A 25,583-nucleotide genomic window follows, 5' to 3' on the forward strand; every position below is an offset into this window, starting at 1 on the left:
TGCACGATCGAGGCCCTGTGGCCCGGCTGCCTCACGGGCGCAGGCGGCGTCTCACAGGCCGAGTTGCGGCCCGCGCGGCGCCGTGCCGCCGACGACGAGCACCCAATAGTCGCGCCCGCCCGCCCGGGCACGGGCGAAGCCGATGTGGGAGGCGGGGTTCTGCAGCATGTTCCGGCGGTGCTCCGGCGAGCGGCGCCAGTCCTCCATCGCTTCCTCGAGGGAGCGCTGTCCCATGGCGATGTTCTCCGCCCCGTGGGTGAAACGCCGCCCGGTCCCGTCCATGCGGCTCCAGAACGAGCCGGCGGCCTCGTGCGAGAGCACATCCTTCTCGGCCATGGCGCGGGCCTGCTGCCGCGCCGCCGCATTGAGCGCCTCGTCCGGCGTCACCGGCCCGAGGCCGCTCGCGGCACGAAAGCGCGAAACCGCGCCCGCTGCCGCCGGGGCGGCCTCCGAGGAAACGGTTTCGACGCTCTGGCGCTTGGAGGCGGCCATGGTGCAGGCACTGAGCGCGAGGGCGAGCGAAACGAGCAGGGCAGGGATCTTCATGAAGGTCATCGGCAGGGTGGGGAGGGAGGAGAGCCCCGATCCATGTCCGACGTTGCCGGCCTCTTTGTGGCAAGGCTCGGCGAAAACGCGGGCCTGCGGGAAGCCGTCGGCTCACCGATGAACGGCAGGGGAGAAAAATGTGGTGGCCGGCTGCACGGGCGTTGGCCGGCCAGTCCTCCGACTGGAGCTCAAAATTCTCAGGTGATTGAAAAATGATCGGCGACTTGTGATCGGTTGTCCGCGGCTGGCTAGCCAACGGTTCGAATGGTCAGTGTGAGACTGCTTTCGTCTTCCTCAATTTCCGCATCGAGGTAATCGATTGCATCTTGATTCATGTAAAGAAAGTGAATGATCCGCCCATAGGCCGCGTCAGGAATGTCGGTGGCTATTTCCGCCATCGCGCGACTCTTGTCGTCGGTCCTTTTCCAGAAGATTATGGCGTCCATGACTTCGTCGAACGTCATAAGTGCAGCCCCTCGGAATGCTGAACTGGTTCTCGCGTTGATCTGTCCCGGCCGTCGAGCGGGGCAAGGACCGGTCCCGTCAAGCCGCCGACCGTTCGGACCTTGCGCAGGGCCTGAGGAGAAATCTCGATCAGCCCGGCCATGGTCATGGCGCCGTCCACCTCATCGGGCAGCCCGAGAGGCTGAACGCGGAACCCGGCCTCATGAAAGCGTGGCAGCCACCAGGTCTCGAACACCGCGGAGACGGCCTGCAATCCGTTCCGCAGGCCATATTCCTGCAGGGCAGCCATGAGTTCCATGTTGACGCGGCCGCCGCGAAACTCCTTCACCACGAAGAAGCGCGACCACTCCATGATGTCGAGGCCCTGGGGGATGCCGCGCTCGGCTGCCAGATGCGGAAAGACCTCCGACAGCATATGCGACCGGGTTGTGGGAAATAATCTATGTCCACCGGCTATTCTGCCGTTTTCGATGGCAAGGAAATAGACCGTGTCCGCGGTGTCATAGCTGTCTTGTTCGATGCCGTTTCCTCTGTCCAGGTTCTGCCATTTTCGTTCATCGACGAAGATCTCGTGCCGGATGCGGTATGACCTTTCTATCATGTCGCCGTATTTGTGCCTGTTTATCGCGTCTACGACGTGGATCACGGGTATCCCTTTTCCGCTGCGTTGTTCGCACGGAGAGGGAATCATAAAATTTATGGTTAATTAATTGTACTTGTATGCAACCTAGGGGTAGATGCAGCGCCGCTGCATGGCCATGACCACGGCCTGGGCCTTGGTGTTGGCGCCGAGTTTCTCGGCTGCGGTGCGAATGTGGTGGCCGATGGTCCTCGGCGTCAGCCCGAGGATTTCTCCGACCTCCAGAACCGTCTTGCCCCATGCGGTCAGCAGCAGCACGTCCTTCTCGCGGTCTGTCAGCTGAACCGACTGGGCCTTTCTCGTCTCGTCGACGACCCGGAGCCGTTCGGCCGCATACATCGTCAGAAGATGCAATCCGCGCCTTGCTTCACCCGTCAGCGACAGCGACGCGCCGGCGAACGAGGCGCATCCGGTGCCGTCGAAGCCGTGCAGGGGGACGCTCCAGCCTTCCTTCAAACCATAGTCGCGCGCCGACGTCATGACGGTCCTGGACCGCCCCCTCGGGATCGGGCAGTCGCTCCAGAAGAAGGGGTCGTTCGTCTTGAAGCAATGCTCCGCGACTGGATCGCTGTCGATGAGGCGGTGCCGGGTATAGAAGTCGTACCACGGATCGGACCACCGCTTTGCGTAGATCATATCGCGGAAGTTCTGATATTTATTGGGTATTCTCGTGAAGATGAAGTATGTGGCGCCATAGCGCTCGGCGAACTGCACGACACCGTTCATGATGGTATCGGTGTCGGTCGTCGATTCCAGGTCCTCGATCGATCTAAGGACTTCGGCGGCAACTGCTTCTCTGGGCATCCGACCATCCCCCTCCGGGGCTGCAACGGCCCCGAGGCTGCTCTTAATTTGCCGCATTTTATTAACGCCGTATTGATGTGGAATTCACGGGCGCAGACACGCGGGGCAGGGGCGTTCTTGCGCCGGGCTGGTTTCGGCTTGTTGTGACGTGCAAGATCAGAGCGTAGGGGGCGGGAATGGCCGGGAATTGGCGTGAACGCGCGTCCTCGGGGCGCCCGAAGGGACCGCGCTTCAGGCGGACCTGACCGGGACCTTCAAGAGGCCGTTCCCGGAACAGGTCGCGTTCTTCCACGGCAAGCTCGCCAATCTCGTGCCGACACGCATGTGGCGCGACCTGGAGCGCGAGGCGCACGATTCGGCCTTCATGGTGCCGGCGCCATGAAGGCGGACTTGCTCGCCGACCTCGCCGCGGCCGTCGACAAGGCGGTCCGCAGGGGCTCACCCTCCGGCCGGTGTGCGCCATGTGATGCGCTCCCATGGCGATGCTGGGCGAGAGGAAGCACGCGGGCAGCGGGCCGTGACGGCGAACAATGTGCTGCGGCAAGCTTCGGCGGTCACCTTTCCGGTGTGGCTTGCATCGCTTTTCTCGACCGTTCCGCTCGAAGCGGCAGGGGCGGGTTTCGAGAATCCCCCGCCGGTCAGCGGCCGGGGGATGCGCTGCCTGCGATGAGTGAGTCTGCGAAGAGCGCGACGCGTGTCATGGACTTCATGATGCCTGGCGAGCGGAATGCTCTGGGTGTGAACGCCGTCATTCGGCCGGGGCCGGAACCTGACCGTCTTCGGGACCGACGGCCGGCGCTATGTCGGTCTGCGGCGGCTCGGGCACTGCCCCTTCGGCGGGCGCTGCCCGACCGTTGGCCGGCGGCGCGCCCGGGTCCTGCGGCGCTGCTTCCGGGACCGTGGCGCTGGTGACGGGGTCGCTCGGCATCGGCTCCGGCGTCACCGAGCCGTCGGCGGCCGCGACGCGCCAGACCGTGTTGCCGGCGTCGTCGGCGATGAGCAGCGCGCCGGTGCCGTCAATGGCGAGGCCGACCGGCCGGCCGCGCGCCTCGTCGCCCTCGAGGAAGCCGGTCACGACGTCCCGGGCCATGCCGGCCGGGCGGCCGTTCTCGAAGGGAATGTAGACGACCTTGTAGCCGTTGAAGGCTCTGCGGTTCCAGCTGCCCCGGTGCCCGACGAAGGCGCCGTTGCGATAAGCCTCCGGCATCGCCGAATTGTTGGTGAAGGCGAGGCCGAGGGCTGCGACGTGGCTGGAGAGCGCATAGTCCGGCTTGATCGCCTTTTCGACGAGATCCGGACGCGGCGGCACGACCCGTTCGTCGACATGCTGCCCGAAATAGCTCCAGGGCCAGCCGTAGAAGCCGCCGTCCCGCACCGAGGTCAGATAGTCGGGCACGAGGTTGGGGCCGAGCTCGTCGCGCTCGTTGACCACCGTCCACAATTCCCCTGTTTCGGGATGGATGTTGAGCCCGTTGGGATTGCGCAGGCCGGACGCGAAGATGCGCGCCGCGCCGGTCACGCGGTCGACCTGCCAGATCGCCGCGCGCCCTTTCTCGGCCTCCAGCCCGCGCTCGCCGGCATTGGAGTTGGAGCCGACGGAGGCGTAGAGAAAGCGGCCGTCCGGGCTGAGCGCGAGGTCCTTGGTCCAGTGATGGTTGATCGGGCCGCCGGGAAGCGGCGTCAGCACGGTCGGCCGCGCGTCGATCGCCGTCTCGCCGAGCCGGTAGGGATAGGCCAGGATGGCGTCGGCGGCGGCGACGTAGAGCGTGTCCTCGTACCACGCCACGCCGAAGGGCGAGTTGAGGCCGGTCAAAAGGTCGACGCGTTCATCGACCACGCCGTCGCGGTTGGTGTCGCGCAGGAGCGTGATGAGGTTCGTTTCCTTTTCGTCGCCGCCGCCACCGGCGGCCATGTCCATGATGAAGTCGCGAATGATGTCCTTCGGGCGGTTGAGCGGCTTGTCCGGAGGCGCCTTGGACTGGACGACGAGCACGTCGCCGTTGGGCAGCGTGTGCACGGTGCGCGGATTGGCGAGATCCGTCGCATAGGGCGTGGCGACTAGATCCTCGGGGACGGCCGGCTTCTCGCCTTCATGCCAGCCCACGACTTCCGCCACCTTGAGGTCCGGAAGCAGGTCGTTCCGCGGCGCGGGCAGGACGGGGTCGGGACCGTATTGCTGCGACACGTCGAAATTCTCGTCGCCGCAGCCGGAGATCAGGAGAGCGGCACCGACGATTGTGGAGAGGGCGAAAGTTCTAGACATGACGCGCTCCCCAGCGTCCGAACAGTCCGGTGACCAACATGGCGAAGACGGTCAGGATCGACACCGTCATTCCCCAGGGGACAACCGCCGTCCACCCGTCGGCTGTGTGGATGAAATTGTTGAGCGTGGCGAGCAGCAGCACGACGATGCCGCCGCTCACCGCCGGCCAGGAGAGCCATATCCGGCGGAAGGCCCAGTCGAGCAGGAGGGCGATTGCCGCGAGGATGCCGAAAACCAGCCCCGCAAACAGCAACCATTCGGAGAAGTGGAGCCAGAGCAGGTTCAGCGTGTGCCAGTAGGCGATGTCGGTCAGAACCGTGAGGCTGAAGCAGGCGATCGGAAATGAAAGAAGGACGGCGTGGACCAGATCCATCGCCGAGGCCCGCGCGGGCCATGGGCGGTCGTACGTCATCGGCTCACCTGCCGTGTGGTTTCGGTCTAAAGGGGGATACTAATGGGAGCCGCTTTTGTTCCCGTCATCTTCGCATCAACGGGCGGCCGGCGAAAAAACCAGACGGTGCAGTACAGCAGATCGGCGACACGGCTATGTTTTCGATCGTTCTGCTCTACGTGCTTGCTGCGACCGTAATTTGCACTTTGCGCCCGGGCCGCGAGCAGCGGACCTGCGAGGCGCGATCGGCGCCGTCAACGTGAGCAGCTGAACGAGGGCAGCCTGCCACTCCGGCTTGCGCGCCAGAGCGGTGGAATCCACCACAGTTGCAGCTGGCCCGGCCAAAACAAAAACGGCGATCCCTTGCGGGATCGCCGTTCGGAGCCTTCGGCTCGAAATCGTGGTGCGGTCGAGAGGACTCGAACCTCCACTCCTCTCGGAACTACCACCTCAAGGTAGCGCGTCTACCAGTTCCGCCACGACCGCAACCGCTTCGTGGAGACGTCCGTCTCCGGAAGCGGGCTGGGATGTAACAGATCGATGTCGGCTCCACAAGTGCCCCGTTGCGGCCTGTGCAAAAACTCCCCACAGGTGCTGCACGGGCCAGCTCCAGCGGCGCTCTCCCCGGCGTTTTCCTCGTTCCCTCAGGCTATTCCGCCGGGACTGCGGGGCAGTGCCGCTACTTTCGAACTTGTCGAACGCCAAATCCCGCCCCACTTTCTGCGGCGGAGCCGCGCGGTTGCGTCGGCTTGCCACGGGATGGGGACGACGTTCGTTGCTGAAGGCGAGAGACGAGTTGGGCGGCCTGATGCTGCCGCAGGCGGGCGCACCGCCCGTCGAATGGCGCATCAGCGACGGCTATGTCGGCTATGAGGAGGCCGTGGCGGCGATGGAGGCGCGCGTCGCGGCGATCGCGGCGGGCGAGGCGGCCGAATGCGTCTGGCTGCTGGAGCATCCGCCGCTCTATACCGCCGGGACCTCGGCCAACGACGCCGATCTCGTCGAGCCGGGGCGTTTCCCCGTCTTCCGCTCCGGCCGCGGTGGCCAGTTCACCTATCACGGGCCCGGCCAGCGCGTGGCCTATGTCATGCTCGACCTCTCGCGGCGCACGCAGGACCTGAGGGCCTTCGTCGCGGCGCTGGAGGCCTGGCTGATCGCCACGCTCGACGGCTTCAACGTGCGCGGCGAGCGGCGCGAGGACCGTGTCGGCGTCTGGGTGCGCCGGCCGGAGAAGGGCGCGGCGGCTGAGGACAAGATCGCCGCCATCGGCATCCGCGTGCGCCGCTGGGTCACCTTCCACGGCATCAGCCTCAACGTGGAGCCGGACCTTTCGCATTTCTCCGGCATCGTGCCTTGCGGCGTGCGCCAGCACGGCGTCACGAGCCTCGTCGATCTCGGCATCCCCGTCACCATGCCGGAGGTGGATGCCGCGCTCAGGGCGAGCTTCGAGGACATCTTCGGGCCGGCCGTTCCCGTCCCGGCCTGAAGCCGGCCCGTCCGTCGGTCCCGGAAACACCCTCTCCAAATGCGCCTTGGCATCGGCGCACGTTGCCGGATCGCGGGCACGGCGCCATAGTCCGGCCAACGGCCCGCACTGCGGGCGACAGCCGTTGGGGAGGGACGCGTGCCGGCCATCGAGAGCGCGATCGATTCGACATCCGCCGATTTTCGCGCCAATGCCGCCGCCTGGGCCGAGCTCAGGGCGGAACTCGACGCCCGGCGGGCCGAGGTGGCGGCCGGCGGGCCGGCGAAGGCGCGCGAGCGGCACCTGGCGCGCGGCAAGCTCCTGCCGCGCGAGCGCGTCATGCGCCTCATCGATCCAGGTTCGCCCTTCCTCGAGATCGCGCCGCTTGCGGCCTTCGGCATGTATGGCGATGCCATCCACGGCGCCGGGCTGATCGCGGGGATCGGCCGGGTCGAGGGCCGTGAGGTCATGATCGTGTGCAACGATTCGACCATCAAGGGCGGCACCTACTACCCGATGACGGTGAAGAAGCACCTGCGCGCCCAGGAGATCGCGCGCGAGAACAGGCTGCCCTGCATCTATCTGGTCGATTCGGGCGGGGCCAACCTGCCGCACCAGACGGAGGTGTTCCCCGACCGGGAGCATTTCGGCCGCATCTTCTACAACCAGGCGACGCTGTCCTCGCTCGGCATCCCGCAGATCGCCGTCGTCATGGGCTCGTGCACGGCCGGCGGCGCCTATGTGCCGGCCATGTCCGACGAGACCATCATCGTGCGCCGGCAGGGCACCATCTTCCTTGGCGGCCCGCCGCTGGTGAAGGCGGCGACCGGCGAGGTCGTCTCGGCCGAAGACCTCGGCGGGGCCGACGTGCACGCCCGCCAGTCCGGCGTCGCGGACCACTACGCGGTCGACGACGTGCACGCCCTGGCGCTCGCCCGTCGCATCGTCGCCAACATCAATACGGTGAAGAGGAGTGACATCGCCCTGACGACGCCGGCCGAGCCCGTCTACGACCCGGCCGAGCTCGAGGGCCTCGTGCCCACCGACCTCAAGAAGCAGTACGACATCCGCGAGGTCATCGCCCGGCTCGTCGACGGTTCCGAGTTCGACGAGTTCAAGCGCCTCTACGGCACGACGCTGGTGACCGGCTTTGCCCGCATCTGGGGCGTCCCCGTCGGCATCATCGCCAACAACGGCATTCTTTTCTCCGAATCGGCGCTGAAGGGCGCCCATTTCATCGAATTGTGCTGCCAGCGCCGCATCCCGCTGCTCTTCCTGCAGAACATCTCCGGCTTCATGGTGGGGCGGCAGTACGAGGCCGGCGGCATCGCCAAGGACGGGGCGAAGCTCGTCACGGCGGTGGCCTGCGCCCGCGTGCCGAAGATCACGGTGCTCGTCGGCGGCTCCTTCGGCGCCGGCAACTACGGCATGTGCGGGCGGGCCTATTCGCCGCGCTTCCTCTTCACCTGGCCCAACAGCCGCATCTCGGTGATGGGCGGCGAGCAGGCGGCGAGCGTGCTCGCCACCGTCAGGCGCGACAACATCGAGGCCGAGGGCAAGACGTGGAGCGCGGAGGAGGAGGAGGCCTTCAAGGCGCCCATCCGCGACCGCTACGAGGAGGAGGGCAACCCCTACCACGCCACCGCGCGCCTGTGGGACGACGGCATCATCCTGCCCTCCGAGACGCGCCGCGTGCTGGGCCTCGCCTTCTCTGCCTGCCTCAACGCCCCGGTCGAGGAAACGCGTTTCGGCGTGTTCCGGATGTGAAGGTGCAAACGGCGCCCTCTCTTCGCAGGCGGGGAGAAGGAGCGACCGTCCGGCACCGTCCTCGCACGGCCGTGCATTCCCTCTCCACATTGCCGGCATTCCGCCTGCCGGCCTCCACATTGCCGCTGTGACCGGCTAGTCTTCCTCCCATTAAACCGTTTCAGATCGGACAAGCGCCGCAGGAGCGGCCGGGGACAGGGAGACGTCGCATGGCATCGAAGGGCAAGGTGGCACTCATCACGGGGGCGGGATCCGGCGTCGGGCGAGGGGTGGCGCTCGCCTTCCTGAAGGACGGCTACAGCGTCGTCCTCGCCGGCCGCCGCAAGGAGGCGCTGGAGGAGACGATCCGCCTCGCGGGTGTTCCCGCCGACCAAGCGCTCGCGGTGTCCACCGATGTGACCGATCCGGCCTCCGTCAAGGCGCTCTTCGCCGCCTGCAAGGAGCGCTTCGGGCGGCTCGACGTGCTGTTCAACAACGCCGGTGTCTCGGCGCCGGGCCTGCCGCTCGAGGACCTGACCTTCGAGCAGTGGAAGGCGGTGGTCGACACCAACCTGACCGGGCCCTTCCTGTGCACGCAGGAGGCCTTCAAGCTGATGAAGGACCAGAGCCCGCGCGGCGGCCGCATCATCAACAACGGTTCCATCTCGGCCTATGCGCCGCGGCCGAATTCCGCGCCCTATACGGCGACGAAGCACGCGATCTCGGGCCTCACGCGCTCGACGTCGCTCGACGGGCGCAAGTACGACATCGCCTGCGGGCAGATCGACATCGGCAATGCGGCGACCGACATGGCCGCCAAGATGGCCGAGGGCGTGCCGCAGGCGGACGGCTCCATCAGGAAGGAGCCGCTGATGGACGTGACCCACGTGGCCAACGCGGTGCTGCACATGGCGAGCTTGCCGCTCGAGGCCAATGTCCTCTTCATGAACGTGATGGCGACGAAGATGCCCTTCGTCGGCCGCGGGTGAGCGGCACGAGGCCCGTTGCGCCCGCCGGGGGCTTCCCGCGGCGGGCCGGGCAGGGTAAGCGGGGGCGTCCGTTTCTCTGACCTTCAGGAGTGAACATGTCTTCGATCGAACGCATCGGCGTCGGCCCGCGCATGAGCGAGGCGGTGGCCTTCGGCAATCTCGTCTTCCTCTCCGGCGAGGTCGCGGACGACACCTCGCAGGACACGGCCGGCCAGACGCGCCAGATCCTCGCCCAGATCGACGAGACGCTGAAGAAGGCCGGCACCGACAAGACCAAGATCCTCAAGGCCAACATCTGGCTGGCCGACATGGCCGATTTCGCCAAGATGAACGAGGTGTGGGACGCCTGGGTGCCGCAGGGCAACACGCCGGCCCGCGCCACCGTCGAGGCCAAGCTCGCGACCCCGGCCTACCGGGTCGAGATCATGGTGGTCGCGGCGCGCTGAGCCCCGGCCAGCGGCTGAGAACGAAAGGCGCGGCGCCCCGGTGCCGCGCCTTTTCTTTGGGGCGCATCGCCCTTGCCGCGGCGCGGCAGCTTCATCAGACTGTCAGAATGTCGGGCTAGGAGCAGCGCCTCACTCGGCCCCCTCATTGCAGAAGATGCCGCAACCGACCGGAGGCAAGGTGCAGGCCGACGTCGCCCGTCTGAGGCACCGCTACGCGCGGCAGGTCACGATGCGGCTCGTCGCGAGCGACGAGCGGCTTCGCGACGCCTTTGCCGCGGTCCCGCGCGAGCGCTTCGTGGGACCAGGCCCCTGGCGCCTCGTGACGCCGTTCGGCAGCGAGATGACGCCCGATGCCGACCTGCGGCACGTCTATTCCGACATCGCGATCGAGTGCCATCCGGTGCGCGGCAGGGACGATGGCGAGCCCTCGCTGCACGCCCTCGGCATCGCGGCCCTCGGCCTTGGCGCCGGCCAGGCCGTCGCCCATGCCGGCTGTGGCACGGGCTACTACAGTGCGGTCATGGCCGAGCTCGTGGGCGGCGCCGGCCGCGTGGACGCCCATGAGGGCGACCGCGTGCTCGCGGAGCGGGCAAGGTCCGCCCTCGCGCCGTGGCCGCAGGCGAGCGTGACGGAAAAGCCGGCGGAGCCGTTGCCGGCCTACGACGCGGTCTATTGCGAGGCGGCCGGAACCGGCCCCGACGAGGCGTGGCTCGCGGCGGTGAAGGACGGCGGACGGATCGTCTTTCCGCTGACGGACGCCTTCGGGCGCGGCGCGCTCGTCTGCCTGTCGCGCCGGGGCGACGTCTTTGCCGTGGCGCCGCTCGCGCGCGTCACCGTCACGCCGCCGGCCTTGCCGGGCGGCGCCGGGGTCGATGCGCGTCTCGCCGAGGCTTCGGCAGCCGGCAGGCTCATGTCCGTTCGGGCGCTCTACCGGGGGGCGCCGTCCGTCTCCGATCCGGCGGTCGTCCGGGGCGACGGCTGGTGGCTTTCCTCGCGCCCGCTTGATCTCTAGCGCAGCCGCCGGACGCAATTCCGACAACTTTTCGTCGATCCGCCGGAACCAACGGCTCCGTTCGGGGGTTGATCTGGCGAACGTGGATAGCGAGGCGTGAACATGCATCCACGGTTCGAAAACGGAAAGCACGCGAACCAGGCCGACCTGAGCGCGCGCGCCCGAAGCGGCGCGTCGTGAAGGGACCGTGTGTCCCCGCGAAAGGTCAGCAGAAGAGAGGATTCCGTCATGCGAACCAAGTTCGGTATCACTGTTGCAACCGCAGCCCTGCTGCTGGCTGTGCCGGCGGTCGCCCAGACCACGGCTCCGGCGACTCCCGAGCCGACTCCCCCGGCCACCCAGCCGCAAGCGCCTGGCGCTGCGCCTGAGAGCGCGCCGAGCACTGCGCCGAACATGCAGGGCGGCACTGAGATGAAGGCGCCGGATACATCGGCCGCCGCCCCGGCCACGGGTGCTCCGGCCGGCTTCGTGACCGCGCAGGCCGAATCCCAGTGGATGGTCTCGAAACTGATGGGCAAGTCCGTGGTCGGCATGGATGACAAGACCATCGGCGAGATTAACGACGTCGTGCTCGATCAGGAAGGCAAGGCCGACGCGGCCGTGATCGGTGTCGGCGGCTTCCTCGGCATCGGCCAGAAGAATGTCGCCATTCCGTTCACGGAGCTGCAGGTGACGAAGGACGCCGAGGGCGATGTCGAGAAGATCACGCTGTCGGCCACCCGCGAGCAGCTTGAGCAGGCCCCGGCCTTCAAGACCCTCGCGGACATTCGCTCCGAGCAGGATCGGATGAGCACGGGTTCCACCCGTCCGGCCGATCCGACTGCCCCGCCGGCGCCGGCCGCGCCGCCGCCGGCCGCGCCTCCGCAGTAAGCGCAGGTGAGGTGGGGCGCGTGTCATCCCACGCGCCGGCACCGGGCGGCCCGCTTCGGCGGGCCGCCTTTTTGCGTCCGGCGGGCGTTGCGTCGGTCAGGGTCGCGTCTAGGATGAGGCAACGAATTGCGGCGAGCGGGGGGTGCGATGTCGCGGGCTGGCTTGAGCGAGCGGGTGACGCAGGGCAGGGGCGCCACGGCGGCGGATGTCGTGGTGCGCGACGTCAGGCTGCTCGATCTCGTGACGGGTGATCTCGTCCCGACGGATATCGCGCTCTGCGGCGATACGATCGTCGGGACCTACGACCGTTACGACGGACGCGAGATCATCGAGGGCGGCGGGCGCATCGCCGTTCCCGGCTTCATCGACACCCACTGCCATGTCGAATCGTCGCTCGTGATGCCGCAGGAGTTCGAGCGCTGCGTCCTGCCGCACGGTGTGACGAGCGCGGTCTGCGACCCCCACGAGATGGCGAACGTGCTCGGCGCCCCGGCGTTCGATTTCTTCCTCGCCTCGGCCGAGCGCATGGTGATGGACCTCTTCGTGCAGTTGTCGAGCTGCGTGCCGGCGACCGCGCTGGAGACTTCGGGTGCGCGGCTCGATGCCGACGATCTCCTGCCCTACTGGGCCCATCCGAAGGTCATCGGGCTCGCCGAGTTCATGAACTTTCCCGGCGTCCTCGCCCTCGATCCCGCCTGCACCGCCAAGCTGCAGGCCTTCGCCAACGGCCATATTGATGGCCATGCGCCCCTGCTCGGTGGCAAGGATCTCAACGGCTATTGCGCCGCGGGCATCCGCACCGAGCATGAGGCGACGAGCGCCGAGGAGGCGCTCGAGAAGATCCGCAAGGGCATGACCGTGCTCATCCGCGAGGGCTCGGTGTCGAAGGACCTCCATGCGCTCGCGCCGCTGCTCACCCTCGCGACCTCGCCGTTCCTCGCCTTCTGCACCGACGACCGCAACCCGCTCGACATCGCGGAGGAGGGGCATATCGATTTCCTCATCCGCAGCGCCATTGCCCTCGGCGTGCCGCCGCTCGCCGCCTATCGCTCGGCCTCGCTCACGGCCGCGGCTGCCTTCGGGCTCGTCGACCGCGGTATGATCGCCCCCGGCAGGCGGGCCGACATCGTCCTCCTCGACCATCTCGAGGAATGCCGCGTGTCGGACGTGATCGTCGGTGGCCGGCTCGTGCGGCCGGAGCTGTTCGCGGAACGCGAGCCGGTGGCGCCGATCGGCCTTGCCAGCATGAAGGCGCGCGAGGTCTCCGCGACGGACTTCGTCATCGCCGGCGCGGCGGGCGAACATCCGGTCATCGGCGTCATTCCCGGCAAGATCATCACGCAGCGGCTGAGCCTGGCCGTGCCCGAGCGCGACGGCGCCCTTGTCGCCGATCCGGCCGCCGACATCGCCAAGGTCGCGGTCGTCGCCCGCCACGGGCGCAACGACAATATCGGCCGCGGCTTCGTCTCGGGTTTCGGTATGCAGCGCGGCGCCATCGCCTCTTCCGTCGGTCACGACAGCCACAACATCTGCGTCGTCGGCGTCGATGACGCGGATATGGCGCTCGCCGTCAACCGGCTCGGCGCCATCCGCGGCGGCTTCGTCGTCGTCGAGGGCGGAGCGGTGCGCGCGGAGCTGCCCCTGCCGGTCGCCGGCCTGATGAGCGACCGGCCCTACGAGGAGGTGCATGCCGGCCTCGGCCCCCTGCGCGCGGCGGCCAAGGCGCTCGGCGTGACGTTGCCGGAGCCCTTCCTGCAGGTCGCCTTCCTGCCCCTGCCGGTGATCCCGCATCTCAAGATCAGCGACTTCGGCCTCGTCGACGTGGACCGGATGGAACTGGTGGGGCAGTAGGCAATCGGCGGTCGGCAATCCGTCGAAGCGACTGCCTAATGCCGACTGCCGACTGCCGCCTTAATGATATGGATCGGCCGCGTCGCGCAGCCCGTCGCCCATGAAGTTGAAGGCGAGGACGACGATGATGACGGGGGCGATGGGCCACAGCAGCCACGGGTAGAGGTTCACCGCCGCAAGGTTCTGCGCCTCGTTGAGCAGCACGCCCCAGCTGGTGATCGGCGGCCTGAGGCCGAGGCCGAGGAAGGACAGCGCCGTCTCGCCCAGGATCATCGAGGGGATCGACAGCGTCGCCGAGGCGATCAGGTGGCTCATGAAGTTGGGGATGAGGTGGCGGCCGATGATGCGGGCCCGCGAGGCGCCCATGAGCTCCGCCGCCTTGACGAAATCCTCCTCGCGCAGGGCGAGCAGCTTCGAGCGCACCGCGCGGGCAAGGCCCGGCCAGTCGAGCAGGCCGAGGATGATGGTGATGCCGAAGAAGACGAGCAGCGGGCTCCAGTTCGGCGGCAGGGCGGCCGACAGCGCGAGCCACAGGGGCAGCTCCGGCAGCGAGCGCAGGATCTCGATGAGGCGCTGGATGGCATTGTCCACCCAGCCGCCCAGATAGCCGGCAATGCCGCCGAAGAACAGGCCGAGCGCGAACGACACCGCGATGCCGACGATGCCGATGGTGAGCGAGATGCGCGCCCCGTAGACGATGCGCGAGAATACGTCGCGTCCCAGCCTGTCCGTGCCGAGCAGGAAGAACGTGCCGCCCTCCGGCGGGCAGACGAGATGGAAGCGCGCATCGAACAGCCCCCAGAAGCGGTAGGGCTCGCCGGAGCAGAAGAAGCGCAGCCGCTGCGGGCGGCTCGTGTCGATGTCGTAGTCGCGGGTGAAGGTCTCGAGGTTGAACTTGAAGCTGTAGGGATAGACGAAGGGGCCGACGAGCGAGCCCTCGTGAAAGAGATGCACCCGCTGCGGCGGCGCATAGAGGAAGTCGCCGTTGCGCTGCGCCTGCCCGTAGGGCGCGATCACCTCGACGAAGGGAATGGCCGCATAGAGGGCGATGAGGACGAAGGCCGAGATGACGGCCAGCCTGTGCCGGCGGAACTTCCACCAGATGAGGGTCAGCGAGGAGGCGCGGAAGAAGCGCTCGTCCTCGCGGCCACCGGGCTCGCTCGCGCCGGGATCGAAGGGTGCGTCGTCGACGAAATGCGCACTGCGGCGGCGGGAGGGCATTTCGCTCACATTCGTCATCTCAGCGCTGTCCGAGGCGGATGCGCGGATCGAGCCACGCGAGCAGGAGATCGGAGATCAACATGCCCACGACGGTGAGCACCGCGACGAACATGAGGATGAAGCCGGCGAGGAACTGGTCCTGCGACTTGAGGGCCGCGAGCAGGATCGGCCCGACCGTCGGCAGGCTGAGCACGAGCGACACCAGCACCGAGCCGGAGACAAGGTTGGGCAGGAGGTTGCCGATGTCGGCGATGAAGGGGTTGAGGGCCATGCGGAAGGGATATTTCAGCAGCGCCCGCGTCTGCGGCAGGCCCTTGGCCGTGGCGGTGACGTAATATTGCTTCGACAATTCGTCGAGGAGGTTGGCGCGCATGCGCCGGATCATCGCCGCCGTGCCGGACAGGCCGATGACGATGGTCGGCACGATGAGGTGCTGCAGCAGCGAGCCCACCTTGGCGAGGCTCCACGGCTCGTTGGCGTAATGGGCGTCGAACAGGCCGCCGATGGAAATGCCGAACCAGCGGTTCATGTAGTAGAGCAGCACGAGCGCCAGCAGGAAGTTCGGCGTGGCAAGGCCGATATAGCCGACGAAGGTGGCGAGGTAGTCGCCGAACGAATATTGCCGCGTCGCCGAATAGATGGCGATGGGGATGGCCACCACATGCACGAAGATCACGGTGGTGAAGTTGACGAGCAGCGTCAGCCACAGCGCGTCGCCGACGACCTGGTTGACCGGGCGGTCATACTCGAAGGACCAGCCCCAGTCGCCCTGCAGCAGGCCGGAGAAGCCGTTGGGGCCCGGCCAGACGCCGATCCAGACGAGGTATTGCTCCCAGACGGGCCTGTCGAGGCCGTATTGCTTGATCAGGAACTCGGCCTTGGCCATGGCCGCCGCCTCGCCCTGGGCGCGCAGCTCGGCGATCTGGTTGGTCAGGAAGTCGCCGGGCGGCAGCTTGATGATGACGAAGATGAGAAGGCTGATGACGAGCAGCGTCAGCGCCATCGTGACCAGCCGGCGAGCGACGAAGCCGATCATTGCGCCGCCGCCACGCGCCGGTCGGCACGGTCCCAGAACATCTCATCGACCCGGTAGATGCCGATGAGCGCCGTGGGCTCCCAGCTGTAGAGCGCCTTGTGCGGAAAGTTGGCGAGGCCGTTGCGCAGCACGATGGGCTGGATCGCGCCCGCCACCGTGCCGATCGTCCACTGGTTCTGCGCATGCAGCGCGAGCATCTCGCGCCAGATGCGGGCCTGTTCGGCCGCGTCGGTCGTGTGCAGCCACTGCTTGTAGAGGCTGAGCAGCTCCTTGGGCTTGTCCATGTCGCAGGCTTCGCCGACCTTGCCGTGCGTCTCCACATACTGCCCCCACTTGGGCCAGGACAGGTGATACTGGCTGATGGGGGCGAGCTCGCCAGGTGGCATCGCGGGGGTCGGGATGGCGTTGTCGAGACCTGGGGCGGCGGTCATCACCGGCAGGCCGGAATAGGCGCGGTTGCGCAGCACGGTCCGGTCCTGCGGCTTGATGAAGAGCTTGACCCCGATCTCGCGCCAGAACTCGCCGATGAGCTGCAGGGTGTCGACGAGCATCGTCATGTCGCCCTCGACCTCGACGACGATCTCGAGCAGGCGCCCGTCCGGCAGGAGGCGCAGGCCCGAGCCGTCGCGCTGGTCGAGGCCGATCTCGTCGAGCAGGCGGTTGGCCTCGTCCGGATCGTAGGTGCCGTAGAGCTTGCGGAACGGCTCCTCGAACAGGTGCGAGCCCTCGCGCACCGTGTTGTTGCCCTCCATGCCGAGGCCGAAGAACAGGGCATTGTTGACGGTGCGCCGATCGATGCCGAGCGAGAGCGCCCGGCGGAAGCGCACGTCCCTGTTCAGGTCGCGCCACACGGGGTCGGCGGTATTGAGGTTGGGGTAGAGCACGACCTCGGAGCCGCGGGCGATGGGCCACAGCAGCGTGCGGTAGCCCTTGGCCTTCTCGCCCTGCTTGAGCACGGGAATGTCCGCCATGGTCAGGCCGCGCGCGAGGACGTCGACCTCGCCGGCATTGGCCTTGGCGGCGAGCAGCCCGCTCGAGGCGATGTCGACATAGACCTTGTCGACGTAGGGCAGCTGCTGCCCGGCCTTGTCGATGCGGTGGTAGTAGGGGTTGCGCGAGAAGACGAAGCGGCTCGTCGGCCCCGCGTTGTCGACCTTCCAGGGGTCGAGGGTCGGCAGCTCGGGATCGGAGAAGTCCGACATGGAATCGACGCGGTTGTGCAGCGCGGCCCAGGACTTCAGCTTCTGCCGCGAGGCCGCCTGCGCGAGCGTCTCCGGGTCGGTGTAGCGCGCATGGAAGCGCTTCAGGAAATGCGCCGGCCGGTAGATATGCGGGTCGAGCGGCTTGGCGAGCGTCGGCAGGAAGCGGGGGTTGGGCTTCGACCACGTGTAGCGCACGGTGGTCTCGTCCAGCACCTCGAAGGTCGGCGGCTCGTCGTCGACCAGCATGAAATCCGGCGGCCCGGCCGGCATGAGGTAGCGGTTCAGCGCCACGTCCTCCCACCAGTAGCGGAAGTCCTCGGCGGTGAAGGGCTGCCCGTCCGACCACCGGTGCCCCTTACGCAGGTGCAGGGTGAAGCGCCGGCCGTCCTCAATCTCATAGGAGGCGAGGATATCCGGCACGAGGTTGAGGTCCTCGTCGTAGCCGACGAGCCGGGCATAGGCGATGACCGACAGGTAGCGGATGTCGCGTGCCTTGGCGGCCAAGGTGGTGATGGCGCCGCCCGGCTGGCCCGTGACGCGGCCGCGGGCCTCGAGGTCGACGACCAGAGGCTCCTGCGGCACCCGCTCCGCGACCGGCGGCAAGCGGCCGTCCTCGACGGCCTTTTCAAAGAGCGGCGTCTCCTTGAGGCCCGGCGCGGCCTCGCCCGCACCGGGACCGGCGATGGCCGCGGCGAGGCAGAGGGCGAGGCCCGCCACCGCGCGGCGTAGGGGAGCGGCCGGGAACCCGAGTGCCGTCATGCCGCAATCCTCGCGCTTGCATCGGTGACGCGCACGAGGTGGCCGGGCTCGACCTCCATCATCTCGCCGGGGCTGTCCGCCGTCAGCCGGTAGGGCTCCGGCCATTCGGAAGGATGCGAGAACCGGTCGCTGCGCAGCTTGGCGAAGTCGAGCGGATGGTTGAGGTCCGGGCTCGGCACGGCGGCCAGGAGCGCCTGCGTGTAGGGATGCAGCGGACGCCTGAAGAGCGACTGCTTCGGCGCCTGCTCCACGATGCGGCCGCGGCACATCACGGCGATGTCGTCGGCGATGTAGTCGACGACCGCGAGATTGTGCGAGACGAAGAGATAGGACAGGCCGAGCGCCGCCTGCAGGTCCTTGAGCAGGTTGAGGATCTGCGCCTGCACCGAGACGTCGAGCGCCGACACCGGCTCGTCGCACAGGAGCACCCGCGGCGAGAGGGCCAGTGCGCGCGCAATGCCGAGGCGCTGGCGCTGGCCGCCGGAGAAGGAGTGCGGATAGCGCCGCAGGTGCTGCTTCTCGAGGCCGACGAGCGAGATCAGCATCTTCGCCTTGGCGAAATGCTCCTGCGGCGAGCCGATGCCGTGGATGACGAGCGGCTCCGTCAGGAGCTCGTAGACCGTCATGCGCGGGTTGAGCGACGAGAACGGATCCTGGAAGACGAACTGCACCGCGCGGCGATAGGCGAAGAGATCGTCGCCCGCGAGCGCATGCACGTCGCGCGGGCCGTCGCCGTCGTCGAAGAAGACGCGTCCCTCGTCGGGCGCGATGGCGCGCATGATCATCTTCGACAGCGTGGTCTTGCCGCAGCCGGATTCGCCGACGAGGCCGAGCGTCGTGCCCGGCGTCAGCTTGAGGCTGACGTGATTGACGGCGTGGACCTTGCGCATTGCGCCCGAGAACCAGCCGCTGCGCAGGGTGAAGGTCTTCGACACCTCCTCGACGGCGAGCACAGGCCCGCGCGGCGCCGGCCGCTCGATGCGGGGAGCGGAGGCGATGATGTCGCCGCTCGCCACCTCGCGCAGCGGCGTCAGCCGTTCGCCGGGGGCCATGTCGAAGCGCGGCACGGCGCGCATCAGCGCCTTGAGGTAGGGATGCTGCGGGTTGCGGAAGAGCTCGTCGCGCGGGCCGGATTCGACGATGCGGCCGCGGTACATCACGACCACCTCGTCGGCGACATTGGCGACGACGCCGAGATCGTGGGTGATCATCAGCACCGCCATGCCGGTCTCGGCCTGCAATTCGCGGATGAGATCGAGGATCTGCGCCTGCGTCGTCACGTCGAGCGCCGTCGTCGGCTCGTCGGCGATGAGGAGCGCGGGCTTGCAGATGAGCGCCATGGCGATCATCGCCCGCTGGCGCATGCCGCCCGACAGCTCGAAGGGATAGGTGACGAAGGTGCGCTTCGGGTCGGGAAAGCCGACGCGGGCAAAGACGTTCTCGGCCTCGGCGCGCGCCTCCTGCGGCGTGACGTTGCGGTGCAGCAGCAGCGCTTCGCTCACCTGGTCCCCTACGGTGTGCAGGGGGGACAGCGAGGTCATCGGCTCCTGGAAGATCATGGCCATGCGCCCGCCGCGCAGGGCGCGCATCGCGTCGCCCCCGGGATCGAGCTGCGCGATGTCGACGGGCGCGCCGTGCTGCGGCTCGTCGAGGAGGATGCTGCCCGCCGCGATGCACCCTTTCTTGGACAGGATGCGCATGATCGCCTGGGCGGTCACCGACTTGCCGGAGCCGGATTCCCCGACGAGGGCGACGGTGCTGCCGGCCGGGATGTCGAAGGAGATGCCGTCGAGCGCACGAAAGCGTCCGCCGCCGTCACTCGCGAAATCGACGGCGAGATCGCGGACACTGAGCAGTATGCGGTTCCTTTGCTCCCGTCCCGGCGTCATGCAGCTCCTCCCGAAGCCACCCCTGCATGGCAGGTTTCAACACTAAAGCGCCACGCGCCAAAGTGAAAACGTCTTTCTTCCTGTAAGCCGGCTGCGCGACCGAAATATGCAAGCCGCGGGCAAGGCCCGTCAGGACAGGGGCGCCGTGCGGCGTCCCCCAAAGTCGCCGAATATGTCGATTGCTGAAACCGGGGCGACGGCGCCGCTGTTCCGCAAGGTGGCCAGAAGCCGCTCGCAGAACCGCCACACGGCCTCGTCGTGCACGGCGTGATGGGTGAGGAGGCCGATGGGCTCGTCCGCATCGGCGATGCCGCCCGCACGCCGCAGGATGGCCCTGGCAAGGCCCGCGAGCAGGCGCGTCGGCTCGGCGAGGCTGCGCGTGCCGTGCCAGTCGATGGGGTCGAGATGGGTGTTGACGAGCGGCAGGCCGGCCATGTCCGGCGCCGTCCGGTCGCCGAAGAGCGACAGGCCCGCATAGCCCGCGCGGGCGAGGGCGGGAGCGAGCGCCGGAACGCAGCGGTTCCAGGGCGGCACGAAGACCGGCACCAGCTTCTCGCCGAAGACGGCCCGCGCCATGGCGAGGCCGCTGCGCAATTCGCGCTCCATTTCCGGCAGGTCGCGGTGAGGCCCGAACTCGGCCTTCTTCTCGCCGGCCGGGGCATGGTTGGCATGGGCAAAGCCGTGCACCAGCACGCTCGCCTGCGGGGCCATCGCGAGGCGCACGGCAAGGCCGTGCCCCGCCTGCGACGGGATCGCCGCGATCGCCACCGGCACGCCGGCCCGCCCGGAGAGGGCGAGCAGCCTGTCGAGAGCCGGCGTCGGCTGGACGGCATCATCGTCGCGCCACCACAGGCCGAGGCGCCGCCCGGTCCGCGCGAGGACGTCGAGCGCCTCGTCGAGTTCGGCCCAGGCACGGTTCTCGTCACGGTCCTCGTCACGGCTGACGATGCCCGGCGCAGCGGCTGGACTCCCGCCTGCGCAGAGCCTTTCGATGATCGTCGTCGTTCGTTCGACCCCGTCGAGCGCGACGGCGAGCGCCTGGGGCCGTGGCCGCGAGAGCGCCCGGGCGATAGCCTCCGCCAGCCGCTCGCCGGTGAGCGCCGCCTGCGGCACCAGCTCGGCGATGCCGGAGGCGGCGAGGTGCTCGGCCCGCTGGCGCTGTTCGGTTTCGTTGCCTTCCTCGAAGGGGACGAGCACGGCCCGCGCCCGCGTGCGGATGAGGTCCGTCACCGTATTGTAGCCGGCGAGGCTGACGGAGGCGGCGCAGCGCGCGAGCAGGGCCCTGAAGTCGGGGCGGGCGCGCTCGATGCTGCAATTGGCCGGGGCGGCCATTGCAAGCTCGTCGAACAGCGCCGGGGCCACGCCCTGGCCGACGAGCAGGCGGAAGGGGCGCTCCGGCAGCAGGCCGGCCGCCGCGATCGCCGCGCGGTAGAGCGGCATGGCCGCGGCGCTGGCGCCGCCGGAGACGAGGATGAGATCGCCCTCCGGCAGGGCATCCGTCGCGGGCGCCTGCGGGCGGTCGGCGCCCTCGTCGACATAGCCGGTGTAATGGAGGAGCGGTCGCAGTCTGTCGCTCACCGGCCAGGATGCCGAGAGCGGCAGGACGGCCTCGTCGCCATGCACGAGCACGCCGTCATAGGCCGCGAGAAGCCGCGCCTCGGCCTCTGCGATGCGCTCGGCGCGCGCCGGTGCCACCAGCACGTCGCGCACCGAGGCGAGCAGAAGCGGCGCCGGCTTGAGGGCGCGCGCCGCTTGAATCAATCTGATGAATTCCGCCGCCAACATCCTGCGGCCGAAGGGAAAAAGCTCGGTGATGACGACGTCGGGCCGGCCCTCCGTCACTGCCTTTGCCAGACGCTCGGCCCGCTCCTGCATCAGGGCCGGCGAGGCCTTGTTGCCCTCGGCGTCGAGCAGGGTGCGGAAATCGACACCGTCCGAGCGCAGCGACGGCAATTGCAGCAGCGTGACGCCGTCGAGCCGCACGAGCGGCGCCGGCATGCCGCCGGAGGCGAGGGTGACGTGGTGGCCGGCACGGGCGAGGCCGCGGGCGAGCGCCGCCATGCGGGTGAGATGCCCGGCGCCGAGGAGATGGGTGACGGCAATGAGGACGTGGCGCTTCAAGGCCGCACTCCGATGGCGGAAAGGGCATCCGCAATGATCATGGCGGCATGGCCGAGGGAGCGCTCGCCCTGCACGAAACGGCGCGCCGCTGCCGCCATGCGCTCGCGCCGCGCGCCGTCCTCGATGAGGCCGGCGACCGCCGCCGCGAAGGCATCCGCATCGCGCGCCGGGGTGAGAAGTCCCGTCTCGCCGCGGCGGACGACGCTCGCAACGCCGCCTTCGTCGCCCGCGACGACCGGGCAGCCCTCGGCCTGCGCCTCGAGCAGCACCATGCCGTAGGCCTCGTTGACGGCCGGCCAGACGAAGAGGTCGGCACCGGCATAGAGGCGGGCGAGGGCGCCCGCATCGTCCACGCGCCCGGCAAGGCGCACCCGTTCGCCGAAGGGCGCGAAGAGCGCCTCGACCTCGGCCCGCGCCGGGCCGTCGCCGACGACGGTGAGCTGCCACGGCCGCTCGCCGAGCCTGCTGAGCGCTTCCGCGAGAAGGCGATAGCTCGCCAGCTTGTCGCCGGGCCGCATCATCGCCACGGTGAGCAGGCGGATCTGTTCCCCTCCCCCTTGTGGGGAGGGGTTAGGGGTGGGGGGGCTGCCGGAAGATGGCGGTTCTCCAGGCTGCGCCACCCCGCTCCCTAACCCTCCCCCACAAGGGGGAGGGAATCTGTTCCGACGAACGGCGGCAGGTCGACCAGATCCTGTCCTGCGGGGCGGGCGGCCTCGAGCGACGGCCGGTCGTTCTGCGTCATGACGAAGATGAGGCGCGCGGCGTCGAGGGCACGCTCGGCCCCCTCGTGCCCCAGCGCCCACGGCCCGCCGGCGCGCTTGGCCGCTCGTGAGCCTTCCGCGACGACATAGGGGATGCCGAGTGCCGCGGCCACGCGCGGCCCGGTCCAATCGGGCGCCTTGTAATAGACGTGGTAGGTGAACCACGCGCGCGGCCGCGCGGCGGGGGGACGTGTTCCATATTCGGCGATGAGCCGCTCCGCCTCGCGCTCGCCCTCGGCCCGCAGTCGCTCTTGAATCTTCTTGTCACCCGCCCCGTCGAAGGTTCTGAGGCGACAGGCGATTTCCGGCCCGTAGCCGGCCCGTTCCAGCGCTGCGAGAAGGAGCTGCGCCATGCGGCGGTCGCCGGACGGCGTCGCATCGTCCGGCGCCTTGAGCGGAGCGTAGAAGGCCACGGGCCCGCCGCTCACGGCCGCGCCTCCTCCTCGGCGACGGGGACCTCGGCAGGCTTCTCGCCGAGGCTCGTGCGCAGGAGCGCCGCGACCTGGTCGATGCCGCCATCGGCCGAGAAGTCGTCGCGCAGGCGGTTGAAGGCGGCCGCCCCCAGCCGATGGCGCGCCTCAGGGTCGCGCGCGAGCAGGTTGAGGGCGTTGGCGAGCGCCTCCCAGTCGCCCGGCGGCGTCAGCCAGCCTTCGCGGTCGTGGCGGATGAATTCGGGAATGCCGGAAAAGTCGGTGGCGATGACGGCAAGGCCCTGGCTCGCCGCTTCCATGACGACGTTGGGCAGCCCGTCGCGGTCGCCGCTCTTCGCCTCCTTGGCCGGCAGCACGAAGATGTCGGCCTCGCGCATGAGGTTGATCACGTCGGGTTGCGCCTTGGCGCCGAGGAAGATGACCTTGTCGGCGATTCCCTTGGCCGCCGCCTGCTGCTTGAGATTCGCGAGCATCTCGCCGCCGCCGATATGGGCGAAGCGCCAGTGGAGCCCCTCCGGCAGCGCGGCGAGGGCGGTGAGGAGATCGTCGTAGCCCTTCTTCGCCACCGCCCGCCCGACGGAGATGATCCGCACAGGGTCGGCCGCATCGCTGCCGTCGCGCGTCGGGCGTTCGGCCGGCGGGGCGGGAAAGCGCGAGAGGTCGAGCCCGTGGTAGACGAGGCGGACACGCCCGCTGTCCGGCGCGAGCGCGGCGAGGTGCCGGTGTCCCGTCTCGGTGCACGTGACGCCCCAGCTGCTCTCGGCGATCTTCTCGCGCTTCTCCCACTCCGGCGTTGTCCAGATGTCCTTGGCATGGGCCGAGAAGCTGAAGGAGAGGCCGCGGAGCAGGCTCGCATAGCGCACGACCGAGGCGGGCGTGTGCAGGTAGTGGACATGGAGATGGCGGATGTCGGCCGGCAGTTCACGGGCCATGACGAGCGCCTGCCCGAGGCGCCGGCCGCGGTTGGGCGTGAAGTCGCGCTTCAGGTCGCGCCAGAAGGCGGTGAGGAGCTGGCCGAGCCGGGGATTGGCGAGGGCGGCGAGGGCCCCGCGCAGGACCCGGAGCGGCTCCTGGTAGAGATATTCGGGCAGGTAGGCGACGGGCGCCGCGATCTGCCGGTGCATCGGATGGCTGACGCGCTCGGTCGGGTGGCGCAGGGACCAGATCGCGAGGCTGAGGCCGCGCTGCTCGAGCCCGAGGATCTCCTGGGCGATGAAGGTCTCGGACAGGCGCGGATAGCCCTTCACCACGATGGCGATGCGCGCCGGCGGCAAGGCGCCGTGAGGAGAACCGGACATCGTCATCTGGGCTTATTCGGCGGCCTGCGTCATGGCTCGCGCGGCGCGCCGCTCCAGCCAGGAGGAGAAGCGCTGCTGGATGACGTCGAGCCCGTCGAGAAGGCCCGGCACCGTCACCTCCGACGGCCTCTTCTGTGCGACAAGCCGGTCGATGGCGCGCGCCATGCGGTCGGGGTCGCGATGGCCGTCCTCGTGGACGAGCACGTTGACGAGGCCGAGCCGCTCGGCCTCGACGGCGCGGATATATTGCTCGAGCCGCGGGCTGGTGCGCGGCACGATCAGCGTCGGCTTGTCGAGCGACAACACCTCGCAGAACGTGTTGTAGCCGCCCATGGCGACGACGGCCGTGGCGCGGCTCATCAGCACCTCGAGCTTGGTGTCGAAGGCGATGGCGTCGAGCTTCGGGTTGCGGGCGATGCGCTCCATGAAGCCGCGCCGGGTGTCACGGTTGATGAAGGGGCCGAAGACGACAACCGCCGGGATATCCGGCGGCGTGGAGCTCTCATAGGCGGAGATCGCCCAGTCGATGAGGTCGTCCCCGTCGCCGCCACCGCCCGTCGTGACGAGCACGAAAGGGCCTTTCGTCATCTTGGGATAGCGCGTCAGGCCGGGCTCCTGCGGCACGCTGCGGCGCAGGTAGCCGGTGTAGGTGATGCGCTCGGCGATGTGCTCGCCGAGCGGCAGCGCCGCCAGCGGCTCGTAGATCTCGCGCAGGCCGTAGACCCACACCTCGTCGTAGTAGCGCTCCAGCACCTCGGCGGCGCCCTTGCGCTCCCACTCCGGCACGAGGAGGGCGGGCTCGTCCATCACGTCGCGCACGCCGAGCACGATGCGCGCGCCCGTGCCCTGCAGGCGCTCCAGCGCCGGCACGATCTCGCCGCGGAACCCCGTCGGCTCCTTGTCCACGATGACGAGGTCCGGCCGGAAGGTGCGGGCCGTCTGCTCGATGATGGCGCTGCGCAGGCCGATGGCATCCTCGAGATGCACATGCAGATTGAGGCTGCGGTAGTCCCCGTCCGGCTGCTTCACGACGCCGGGCACGCGCACGTAGTCGACGCCCGAGCCGAACTCGAAATTGCCGATGACGGGTGAGCCCGAGATGATGACCACGGACACGCCCGGCCGCTCGGCGACGAGCGCATTGGCGATGGCGCGCGAGCGCCTCAGATGCCCCAGGCCGAACGTGTCATGGCTGTAGATGAGGACACGCGCGTGCTGGCCGTCTTGATCGGCATGCGGGCTGTACCCATCTTGCCCGGGGTTCAGCGACAAGGTGCCCGTCTCTGCTGCCCGCATCGGCAGCCTCCTGATCAGTCTCGATTAATGTGGCCATGGGGGACAAGGGCCGTTTGCGCCCTCATCTCTTTCTTTTAGCAT

23 protein-coding genes and 1 tRNA gene are annotated in these 25,583 nt (G+C 68.6%); 8 read left to right on the forward strand and 16 right to left on the reverse strand.

The features are described 5' to 3' along the window. Nucleotides 1-51 precede the first annotated feature (51 nt). The gene (locus tag AL346_RS16865; RefSeq protein WP_157672238.1) at nucleotides 52-546 is read right to left on the reverse strand and encodes a CAP domain-containing protein; all 495 of its coding nucleotides are present in this window, start codon (nucleotides 544-546) and stop codon (nucleotides 52-54) included. A gap of 42 nt (nucleotides 547-588) precedes the next feature. Here AL346_RS16865 and AL346_RS25145 point away from each other — a divergent pair, with 42 nt between their 5' ends. Next, nucleotides 589-762 carry a hypothetical protein gene (locus AL346_RS25145; protein WP_156332787.1) on the forward strand — a complete coding sequence of 58 codons (174 nt, stop codon included), beginning with the start codon at nucleotides 589-591 and terminating at the stop codon, nucleotides 760-762. A 32-nt stretch (nucleotides 763-794) separates the two neighbouring features. On the opposite strand, the gene AL346_RS16870 is transcribed toward AL346_RS25145, so the two are convergent. From AL346_RS16870 to AL346_RS16895, 6 genes are all read right to left on the reverse strand, one after another. Beyond that, the gene (locus AL346_RS16870; protein WP_019401977.1) at nucleotides 795-1,010 is read right to left on the reverse strand and encodes a hypothetical protein; all 216 of its coding nucleotides are present in this window, start codon (nucleotides 1,008-1,010) and stop codon (nucleotides 795-797) included. Further along, nucleotides 1,007-1,657: an acyl-homoserine-lactone synthase gene (locus AL346_RS16875; RefSeq protein ID WP_019401976.1), complete on the reverse strand. Its 651-nt coding sequence runs from the start codon at nucleotides 1,655-1,657 to the stop codon at nucleotides 1,007-1,009. The genes AL346_RS16870 and AL346_RS16875 overlap by 4 nt, the downstream gene beginning before the upstream one ends. A gap of 81 nt (nucleotides 1,658-1,738) precedes the next feature. Then, a complete protein-coding gene (locus AL346_RS16880) occupies nucleotides 1,739-2,455 on the reverse strand; it encodes a LuxR family transcriptional regulator (protein ID WP_019401975.1) in 717 nt (238 codons plus the stop codon). A 748-nt stretch (nucleotides 2,456-3,203) separates the two neighbouring features. Further along, entirely contained in the window at nucleotides 3,204-4,718 is a 1,515-nt protein-coding gene (locus AL346_RS16885; protein ID WP_019401974.1) for a sorbosone dehydrogenase family protein, read from the reverse strand. Continuing rightward, on the reverse strand, nucleotides 4,711-5,130 hold the full coding sequence (locus AL346_RS16890) for a DUF2231 domain-containing protein (RefSeq protein WP_026015106.1): 420 nt from the start codon (nucleotides 5,128-5,130) through the stop codon (nucleotides 4,711-4,713). Before AL346_RS16890 ends, AL346_RS16885 begins: the two co-directional genes overlap by 8 nt. A 380-nt stretch (nucleotides 5,131-5,510) precedes the next feature. Beyond that, nucleotides 5,511-5,595 (reverse strand) — tRNA-Leu (locus AL346_RS16895). A gap of 322 nt (nucleotides 5,596-5,917) precedes the next feature. On the opposite strand from AL346_RS16895, the gene lipB reads away from it, so the two are divergent. The 7 genes from lipB to ade all read left to right on the forward strand — a co-directional run bounded on the left by lipB (nucleotide 5,918) and on the right by ade (nucleotide 13,488). Next, the gene (lipB, locus tag AL346_RS16900) at nucleotides 5,918-6,595 is read left to right on the forward strand and encodes a lipoyl(octanoyl) transferase LipB (protein WP_019401972.1); all 678 of its coding nucleotides are present in this window, start codon (nucleotides 5,918-5,920) and stop codon (nucleotides 6,593-6,595) included. Nucleotides 6,596-6,733: 138 nt separating this feature from the next. Continuing rightward, nucleotides 6,734-8,341 (forward strand): carboxyl transferase domain-containing protein, encoded by a 1,608-nt coding sequence (locus AL346_RS16905; RefSeq protein WP_053193883.1) that lies wholly within the window; start codon nucleotides 6,734-6,736, stop codon nucleotides 8,339-8,341. 209 nt (nucleotides 8,342-8,550) lie between these two features. Further along, nucleotides 8,551-9,309, forward strand: coding sequence for an SDR family oxidoreductase (locus AL346_RS16910; protein ID WP_019401425.1), 759 nt, complete (start codon nucleotides 8,551-8,553; stop codon nucleotides 9,307-9,309). A gap of 95 nt (nucleotides 9,310-9,404) precedes the next feature. Beyond that, on the forward strand, nucleotides 9,405-9,755 hold the full coding sequence (locus AL346_RS16915; protein WP_019401424.1) for a RidA family protein: 351 nt from the start codon (nucleotides 9,405-9,407) through the stop codon (nucleotides 9,753-9,755). Nucleotides 9,756-9,933: 178 nt separating this feature from the next. After that, nucleotides 9,934-10,767 (forward strand): protein-L-isoaspartate O-methyltransferase, encoded by an 834-nt coding sequence (locus AL346_RS16920; RefSeq protein ID WP_157672222.1) that lies wholly within the window; start codon nucleotides 9,934-9,936, stop codon nucleotides 10,765-10,767. 228 nt (nucleotides 10,768-10,995) lie between these two features. Then, complete coding sequence (locus tag AL346_RS16925; protein WP_082312555.1) at nucleotides 10,996-11,637, forward strand: PRC-barrel domain-containing protein; 642 nt, start codon at nucleotides 10,996-10,998, stop codon at nucleotides 11,635-11,637. Between the two features lie 147 nt (nucleotides 11,638-11,784). Then, complete coding sequence (gene ade, locus AL346_RS16930; protein ID WP_019401421.1) at nucleotides 11,785-13,488, forward strand: adenine deaminase; 1,704 nt, start codon at nucleotides 11,785-11,787, stop codon at nucleotides 13,486-13,488. Between the two features lie 60 nt (nucleotides 13,489-13,548). Here ade and AL346_RS16935 read toward each other — a convergent pair whose 3' ends face one another. The 9 genes from AL346_RS16935 to AL346_RS16970 all read right to left on the reverse strand — a co-directional run bounded on the left by AL346_RS16935 (nucleotide 13,549) and on the right by AL346_RS16970 (nucleotide 25,502). Further along, complete coding sequence (locus AL346_RS16935) at nucleotides 13,549-14,709, reverse strand: ABC transporter permease (protein ID WP_019401420.1); 1,161 nt, start codon at nucleotides 14,707-14,709, stop codon at nucleotides 13,549-13,551. A 19-nt stretch (nucleotides 14,710-14,728) separates the two neighbouring features. Beyond that, nucleotides 14,729-15,745, reverse strand: coding sequence for an ABC transporter permease (locus AL346_RS16940; RefSeq protein ID WP_019401419.1), 1,017 nt, complete (start codon nucleotides 15,743-15,745; stop codon nucleotides 14,729-14,731). After that, nucleotides 15,742-17,706, reverse strand: coding sequence for an ABC transporter substrate-binding protein (locus AL346_RS16945; RefSeq protein WP_019401418.1), 1,965 nt, complete (start codon nucleotides 17,704-17,706; stop codon nucleotides 15,742-15,744). The genes AL346_RS16940 and AL346_RS16945 overlap by 4 nt, the downstream gene beginning before the upstream one ends. Next, complete coding sequence (locus tag AL346_RS16950) at nucleotides 17,703-19,595, reverse strand: ABC transporter ATP-binding protein (RefSeq protein ID WP_019401417.1); 1,893 nt, start codon at nucleotides 19,593-19,595, stop codon at nucleotides 17,703-17,705. The genes AL346_RS16945 and AL346_RS16950 overlap by 4 nt, the downstream gene beginning before the upstream one ends. A 129-nt stretch (nucleotides 19,596-19,724) precedes the next feature. Continuing rightward, complete coding sequence (locus AL346_RS16955; RefSeq protein WP_019401416.1) at nucleotides 19,725-21,716, reverse strand: glycosyltransferase; 1,992 nt, start codon at nucleotides 21,714-21,716, stop codon at nucleotides 19,725-19,727. Further along, nucleotides 21,713-22,234: a glycosyltransferase family 4 protein gene (locus AL346_RS25675; RefSeq protein ID WP_245303210.1), complete on the reverse strand. Its 522-nt coding sequence runs from the start codon at nucleotides 22,232-22,234 to the stop codon at nucleotides 21,713-21,715. Before AL346_RS25675 ends, AL346_RS16955 begins: the two co-directional genes overlap by 4 nt. A 110-nt stretch (nucleotides 22,235-22,344) precedes the next feature. Further along, nucleotides 22,345-22,905, reverse strand: a complete 561-nt coding sequence (locus AL346_RS25680; RefSeq protein WP_245303211.1) for a hypothetical protein — start codon at nucleotides 22,903-22,905, stop codon at nucleotides 22,345-22,347. Continuing rightward, complete coding sequence (locus AL346_RS16965; protein ID WP_245258856.1) at nucleotides 22,902-24,212, reverse strand: glycosyltransferase family 4 protein; 1,311 nt, start codon at nucleotides 24,210-24,212, stop codon at nucleotides 22,902-22,904. Before AL346_RS16965 ends, AL346_RS25680 begins: the two co-directional genes overlap by 4 nt. A gap of 6 nt (nucleotides 24,213-24,218) precedes the next feature. After that, on the reverse strand, nucleotides 24,219-25,502 hold the full coding sequence (locus tag AL346_RS16970; RefSeq protein ID WP_019401289.1) for a glycosyltransferase family protein: 1,284 nt from the start codon (nucleotides 25,500-25,502) through the stop codon (nucleotides 24,219-24,221). Nucleotides 25,503-25,583: the final 81 nt, after the last annotated feature.

Origin of the sequence: Chelatococcus sp. CO-6, assembly GCF_001271345.1 — a bacterium.
Classification (GTDB): Bacteria; Pseudomonadota; Alphaproteobacteria; order Rhizobiales; family Beijerinckiaceae; genus Chelatococcus_A; species Chelatococcus_A caeni.